Source organism: uncultured Gilvimarinus sp., assembly GCF_963972205.1.
Classification (GTDB): domain Bacteria; phylum Pseudomonadota; class Gammaproteobacteria; order Pseudomonadales; family Cellvibrionaceae; genus Gilvimarinus; species Gilvimarinus japonicus.
In genome coordinates this window covers 1-7,115 of record NZ_CAXAUC010000028.1, presented here as the reverse complement: position 1 = coordinate 7,115, position 7,115 = coordinate 1, and the positions used below count along the sequence as shown (strand labels likewise).

Genomic DNA, 7,115 nt, shown 5'->3' with positions numbered 1-7,115 from the left:
CCGCATGCAGGGTGTTGTGGGGGCTGGAGGCTAGACACCTCCGGCTACCCGATTATAGCTAGAGCTTTCATAGTTAAGAATTTTTAGGTACCAGCCGGCATCTTCAAGTTTTTTTGAGAGACTGATGGAACACCATGAAGAATATGCAGATTTGTCAAATATTATATAGTGCTCACCAGCTGATACTTTCTCTGAAAAACGCACATTTTGAAATGTCTTGGCATCTCCTCGAATTATTTCATGAGCCTTCAGTCTTGCTATAATTTCATGGTTAGCATCCCACGGATCGTCATTTTCGACTTTTTTAGACGAAATGATCTCCACTACCTCGCCAACAAATATGTCCTTTGAGTCCTTTACGCTCGACTCTTTGTCCGGGAAAATACAACTCAATGCAAGCACATTATTACTAGTTAGTAGCGTGAAAATTAATACGATATATTTCATTGTAGTATCCATACTTATAACGCCCCGCACAGGGGCAGACAAATAAGCGCAGCGTTTTGGCTGTCCTAGCGACCAACGGGAGCGATTGCTGCGGCTTGTTATGGCTATTTTGTAAGACTTTCATAATGCTGCCTTAGATATGGAATAGCCCTTGATGCTCCATACTTTGCAACTTCACGATTCACAAGACCAATGAAGGTGCGGGCCTTATCAATAGGAAGACCAACTATTTCATATGGAAGCCAATCGGCATCATTGAAAGAGCACTCATAAGCCTCCAGAACACTTAGAAGATAACTGCCCTCTTCGGTTTTCTTGAAAGAGGCGTATTGTTCGCCATTGTTGATGTGTTCAGAGGCTTCTTTTATACGATCAACGCCAGGCGAGTCTTGCGAATCCCACCATGGGGAACTAATAAAATCACCACTGACTTTTATAACTAGTTCATTGAGGTTCATTGCTTACCCAGAGCCATAACAGTATATTAGGCGGAATTTCGATTATACAACACGAACTCATACCTCTTTTTATCGTTTATTTCGCCTAAAACCTTATCAAATTCAATGAATTAAAACACCTTTTTTTAGATTTTATCACCGTGAAAAAGAAGCCATTGTGACTCATGAGACCCCGCGGGGCCTTTTATACAGCCATTTCTAAAGAAAAATTATTTAATTTCATATAGTTACGAAGTGACACAAGGGATAACAGAGACACTTCATTTCAGTACTCATAAGACCCTGCCCTTGCTTTTTCCTATACCTCGATTATAACTGTATATAAATACAGCAGGGGAGCAGCTTATGAAGCGTTCACTGTTTATTGAACGGGTTAGATCCGAACTTCGTACCCGCCACTACAGCTTGCAAACCGAAAAGACTTATCTGTATTGGATTCGGCATTTCATATTATTCAATGATAAACGACACCCGGAGGTGATGGGCAACGCTGATATTGAACGATTTCTTAGTTACCTGGCAGTTAACCGGAAGGTTAGTGCTGCCACACAAAATCAGGCTTTATGTGCCATTGTGTTTCTATACCGCTACATCATTCAGCGAGACATTGAGAACTTGGGCTATGGCTTCGCAAAACGGCCCCAAAATGTGCCGACCGTACTGGCGCCCAATGAGGTCACGGTCATACTAAACCAGTTGAAGGGTAAATATTGGTTGATTACCGCCTTACTCTACGGTTGCGGTTTTCGCATACATGAAGCTCTGTCTCTGCGAATTAAAGATATCGACCCTCATAATCGCTCTATTTTTATTTTCCGGGGTAAGGGCCGAAAAGATCGTTACACATTGTTGCCTGAAATATTGGTTGCTTCAATACAGCATCAAATGCAAGAGGCACAACATGTTCATGAAGCCGACCTTGCTGAAGACTATGGCTCTACTTCGGTGCCGTTAGCGTTACACCGAAAATATGGCAAAGCGTTAACCGATTTCGCCTGGCAATACCTCTTTCCCTCCACCACTCGTTGCCAGCACCCCTATGATAATTATATCTGCAGGCATCATCTACACAGTACCGCCTATGCCAAACATTTACGAAAGGCCGTTAAAGCCAGCAATATTCATAAACGCGTAACAGCGCATACCTTTCGCCATTCGTTTGCCACAAATTTACTGTTAAATGGCAGTGACATACGCACAGTACAGGAGTTATTAGGGCATTCTGACCTGAGAACCACTGAGATATATACCCATGTCATTGGGGAGCGTCGTGCCGGCACTAGAAGCCCTATCGACTCTTTATTTTAGCGATAACACACAAGCGCAAGCGGACGTCTCAAACTTTGCTCGTGATTTAAAATAATCACAGTGCCGCGTAAAGAAGACGCAACCAAACAGGTTGTCGAGCGTGGGGATGCAATAACCGACGTCGCCGATCGATTAGGTGCCTGTCCCCACAACTCTATATCATTGAAAGGCTCTACCCAACCTAAGTCGCGTTGTTCAAACTTATACGCGGATTTACAACTACGCAATAATCTCCGCTAAATTACCTTTTTCTTCCAGCCAGGCTTTGCGGTCTGAGGCGCGTTTTTTTGCGAGCAACATATCCATGATTTGCATTGTGTCGTCGCCGTCTTCAATGCGCAGCTGTACCAAGCGACGAGTATCGCGGGCCATAGTGGTTTCTCGCAGCTGTAGCGGGTTCATCTCACCCAAACCTTTAAAGCGCTGGACGTTTACCTTGCCTTTTTTGTTTTCGGCTTCAATGCGCTCGAGCACACCAGCCTTTTCGCTATCGTCCAGTGCGTAGTAAACGTCTTTACCCACATCAATACGATACAAAGGCGGCATCGCGACATACACATGCCCCTGGGCGACTAACGGTCGAAAGTGGCGAACAAATAAAGCGCACAACAAGGTGGCGATGTGTAAGCCATCGGAGTCAGCATCGGCGAGAATACAAATTTTGTTATAGCGCAGCCCCTCTAGCGATTCGGTTGCCGGATCGATACCCAGCGCCACAGAAATATCGTGTACTTCTTGGCTGGCCAAAATTTGCCCCGAATCCACCTCCCACGTGTTTAAGATTTTTCCGCGCAGCGGCATGATGGCCTGATACTCGCGATCGCGCGCCTGCTTGGCCGAGCCGCCAGCCGAATCGCCCTCTACTAAAAACAACTCACTGGTAAATGGATCGTTGTTAGAACAATCGGCTAATTTACCCGGCAAGGCAGGCCCTTGGGTGATTTTTTTTCGCGCAACTTTTTTACTAGAGCGCACACGCTTTTGCGCATTGTTAATGCACAGTTCGGCAAGCTTGTCGCCCTCTTCGGTGTGCTGATTAAGCCACAGAGCAAACGCATCTTTCGCCACTCCCGATACAAAAGCGGCAGCCTCGCGCGAGCTTAAGCGCTCTTTGGTTTGCCCGGAAAATTGTGGGTCGGCCAGCTTGGATGACAACACATAACAGCATTGACTCCAGACATCTTCAGGGGCAAGCTTGACGCCCCGCGGCACTAAGTTGCGAAACTCGCAATAATCGCGCAACGCATCCAATAAGCCGGTGCGCAAGCCGTTAACGTGGGTGCCGCCCTGAGCGGTGGGAATAAGGTTTACGTAGCTTTCTTGGGTAAGCTCGCCACCCTCGGGCAACCATTGTACGGCCCAATTGACGCCTTCGGTTTTACCCGAAAATTCGCCAACAAAAGGGGCCTCGGGTAAAACTTCCCACCCTTGAGTGTTGCCGCGCAAGTAATCTTTTAGACCATCTTCGTAAAACCAAGTGTCTTTTTCGCCCGAGGTTTCATCTTTAAAGGTAACGGTTAACCCTGGGCACAATACCGCTTTGGCTCGCAGCACATGACGCAACTTGCTGACCGAGAACTTATTGCTGTCAAAGTACGAGGCGTTGGGCCAAAAGTGCGCGCTGGTACCGGTGTTGCGTTTGCCGCAGGTGTCGATCACTTCTAGATCGGATATTTTTTCACCATCGGCAAACACAATGCGATGCACTTGTGCATCGCGCCGGATAGTGACCTCAAGCCGCTCGGATAGCGCATTGACCACCGACACACCCACGCCGTGCAAACCGCCCGAAAACTGGTAGTTTTTGTTAGAAAACTTACCCCCGGCGTGCAACGTCGAGAGAATGACCTCGACCCCCGGCTTGCCTTGCTCGGGGTGAATATCCACCGGCATACCACGACCGTCGTCGGTGACGGTAATAGATTGGTCTTTGTGTAAAATAACATCGATTTGCTTGGCGTGCCCGGCCAGTGCTTCATCGACGCTGTTGTCGATGATCTCTTGTGCCAGATGATTGGGCCGCGTGGTATCGGTGTACATGCCGGGGCGTTTTTTAACCGGATCTAGCCCCGTGAGAACTTCAATATCTTCTGCAGAATAATTAGCCATAAAGTGTCTTTTATGTGTAACGCGCCGTTAACTGTTATAGGGGGTAGCCGGCTTGTCGCCGGCGGGTATCGCTTACCGCGCAGCGGAGAAAGCGCGAAAAAATTCAATAATATCGGCGATGTGGTGCTCAAAGCCAACAAAGCTGTGATCGCCTTCGGGTTCAACCAATTGTCGGCACTCACGGTATTTTTCGACCGCTTGACGATAGTCTAATGTTTCATCGCCCGTTTGCACCATCAGCCAATAATTGTGCGGTCGTTTTATTGGGGTGCAATCAACCGCTTTAATTTCATCTATATGGGCGGCACCCAGCCGGTAGCTATCATCGGTGTGATAGGAGGCGAGGTCAACTCCCAAATACTCTGGCATAAAATCCCAGGGCCTTACCGAGGGATTGATAATTACAGCCGGCACACCGTAATGCTCGACCAACCATGTGGCCCAAAAGCCACCCAGCGAACTGCCGATAACCCACACAGGTTCCGGCTGCAAAAACTCCAGTAAAGCATCCAGCTCGCGACGGGTTTGTGCCGGGTAGGGCGTCAGGTGTGGACAGTGAAAACTCAACTCGGGTGCGTTTTGTGCAATCCAGCTCTTTAACCGCTGCGCTTTGTGCGAGCCGGGTGAGCTTAAAAAACCGTGCAGGTAGACAACTGCGGGCATATTACCGTGTCCTGTTCAAAGGCCGGCAACTAGGGTGAGGTTAGTAACCGGCCGAGCGATAATCGATACGATAGTCTTTATCGGTGACGCGCGATACACCGGTCTCTAATCGGCCATCGGGGTACAAATCAAACCAGCGATACCCCGGCATGGAGGTATCCACGGTAAAGTCGTCACACTCGGGTTTAAATTGTACACAAGTGGACGGGGTGGCAAACAGTGCTTGCTGGCCACGGGTTAGCTCGAACGCCTGGTGAACATGCCCCCAGCTAATCGCTTTTACCTGCGGGTGTTGGTCGATAATGGCAAAAAAGGCGTCGTGGTTACGCACTTGGTATTGGTCGATCCAGTCACTGCCCACCTGGACCGGCTGGTGATGCAGCATGACCAAGGTTGGCACTGCCGTGTGGCTCGCGAGGGTTTGCTGTAAAAACGCCAGCTCGTCGTCGCTCAAGGCGCCGTGTACATGATCGGCAACACTGGAGTCGAGTAGCACCAGCAACCAATCACCCACCCTCATAGTGCGCATGGCCGGCAGGTGTGGATGGCGAAGCTGCTGCATCACCGAGGTGATGTCATGATTGCCCGGCAACCACCCGAGCGGGCAGTCAAAGTAGTCGCGCATGGTATCGATGTAACGCAAATAACAACTGGGCTCTGGGTTGCTGGCGACATCACCAGTACACACCACCGCATCAACCGCGCGCTGCTCGGCCTCGATCAGCACCAGCACATCGGCCAAGCTTTGATCGGTATTGAGTCCCAGCAACGTCTCGCCGTCGGCGGGACCAAGATGAGTATCGGTAATTTGAATAAGCCGGGCGGGAGTGCCAGGAGCTTTATCGGGTGATGCTGTCGGCACCATAGCGTTCGCAAATCCTTCAATCGGGACCATCCATCGTATCGCCAATAACGATAAACGCTTATGGCAACGCGCGCCAGCCCCCAAAGGGCACCATCTGGGCAAAGTTTGATCGCGAACCCACTTTTTAAAGGATTTTTATCGATTTCGATGGGAAATTTAGGTGCCAAAGTGAAAATTGAGGCGACACAGCAAAGATTGCCGACGGCCCGTTAAGCAGAAAAGACTATTTAACCAACAGCGAAATATCGTGCAGTGAATGACCATGCTGCAAACAATGCGTCAGCCACTCCCCCAAAAAGCGATTAAACTGAGCTTTCTCGTCCGCTTGATACATGTCTCGGTTGGGGTAGCTGTAGCGCACCTGTAAACGGCGGTGCCCCTCCCAGGCCAACACCTCCGCCAACTGCGCATCGTGATACAAACGCACAGTCAACTGCGGCAGCTGCAACCAACTGCTATCGCGCTCGTCTTGGCGCGCCACTCGCACCGTGGTGGTGTAGCGCATCCGCTCTGTCACCTCAATGCGCATTTCCCAGCTTTTGCCGGCACGTTCTACGGCAAACTGCCACGCATCGCGCACTGCCAATTCGGGGGTAAGCTTGCTCAGCAATAGATAGTTGGCTTCGCACTGAGCCATCTGCAGCGGAAAGTTAACTTTGTAACGATCTTTTTTTAGGGGTTGCTTCATTCGCTACCCACCTGCTCTAGCGCCGCTGCGCGCAAACGCTCGCGATTTAACTGTAGCCACTGCAAGCCAATTAACGCCGCTGGGTTGTTACAACGCCCCGTATAAAGCTCGGCAAACACATCCGCCGCCGCCAACACGTGTACTTTGATATCCTCGTGCTCTTCCGGCAGCCCAAAAACACCACCCACACCTGTTAGGTCGCACAACCCGCAGTACAGGTGCAGTTTTTCATCACAACCACCAGGGCTGGCTAAGTAGTTACCTATGTAACTCAACTCGACTTGCTCGATGCCGGCCTCCTCGACGAGCTCGCGCCTTGCGACATCCAGCGGCGTTTCCCCGGGCTCGACCATACCTGCCACCACCTCGAGGCACCAGGGGCCCTGCGGTTCATCAAGCGCCCCTACGCGAAACTGCTCAACCAACGCCACTTCATCGCGCGCGGGGTCGTACAACACCACCCCCACCGCCTCACCGCGATATAAAATCTCGCGCCGCATCGGCTCTGACCATTCACGGGTGCGAAACAAACGGTGACGCAACTGCACCGCCTCGGCGTGAAAAAAACCGCGATACA

8 protein-coding genes are annotated in these 7,115 nt (G+C 50.2%); 1 reads left to right on the top strand and 7 read right to left on the bottom strand.

Going from position 1 to position 7,115, the window contains the following annotated elements:
- Nucleotides 1-30: 30 nt before the first annotated feature.
- On the bottom strand, nt 31-447 hold the full coding sequence (locus AACY82_RS17715) for a hypothetical protein (protein WP_339618186.1): 417 nt from the start codon (nt 445-447) through the stop codon (nt 31-33).
- Nucleotides 448-551: 104 nt separating this feature from the next.
- Nucleotides 552-905: a hypothetical protein gene (locus AACY82_RS17710; RefSeq protein WP_339618185.1), complete on the bottom strand. Its 354-nt coding sequence runs from the start codon at nt 903-905 to the stop codon at nt 552-554.
- Nucleotides 906-1,250: 345 nt separating this feature from the next.
- Here AACY82_RS17710 and AACY82_RS17705 point away from each other — a divergent pair, with 345 nt between their 5' ends.
- Nucleotides 1,251-2,213: an integron integrase gene (locus AACY82_RS17705; protein ID WP_339618184.1), complete on the top strand. Its 963-nt coding sequence runs from the start codon at nt 1,251-1,253 to the stop codon at nt 2,211-2,213.
- Nucleotides 2,214-2,432: 219 nt separating this feature from the next.
- Here the strand turns inward: AACY82_RS17705 and parE are convergent, their stop codons facing one another.
- The 5 genes from parE to AACY82_RS17680 all read right to left on the bottom strand — a co-directional run.
- Complete coding sequence (parE, locus tag AACY82_RS17700; protein ID WP_339618183.1) at nt 2,433-4,322, bottom strand: DNA topoisomerase IV subunit B; 1,890 nt, start codon at nt 4,320-4,322, stop codon at nt 2,433-2,435.
- A 72-nt stretch (nt 4,323-4,394) separates the two neighbouring features.
- Nucleotides 4,395-4,985: a YqiA/YcfP family alpha/beta fold hydrolase gene (locus AACY82_RS17695; protein ID WP_339618182.1), complete on the bottom strand. Its 591-nt coding sequence runs from the start codon at nt 4,983-4,985 to the stop codon at nt 4,395-4,397.
- A gap of 40 nt (nt 4,986-5,025) precedes the next feature.
- Entirely contained in the window at nt 5,026-5,850 is an 825-nt protein-coding gene (cpdA, locus tag AACY82_RS17690) for a 3',5'-cyclic-AMP phosphodiesterase (protein WP_339618181.1), read from the bottom strand.
- A 223-nt stretch (nt 5,851-6,073) separates the two neighbouring features.
- On the bottom strand, nt 6,074-6,538 hold the full coding sequence (locus tag AACY82_RS17685; protein WP_339618180.1) for a DUF1249 domain-containing protein: 465 nt from the start codon (nt 6,536-6,538) through the stop codon (nt 6,074-6,076).
- On the bottom strand, nt 6,535-7,115 hold a 581-nt coding region (locus AACY82_RS17680), incomplete at its 5' end, for an NUDIX domain-containing protein (protein WP_339618179.1). The genes AACY82_RS17680 and AACY82_RS17685, both read right to left, overlap by 4 nt.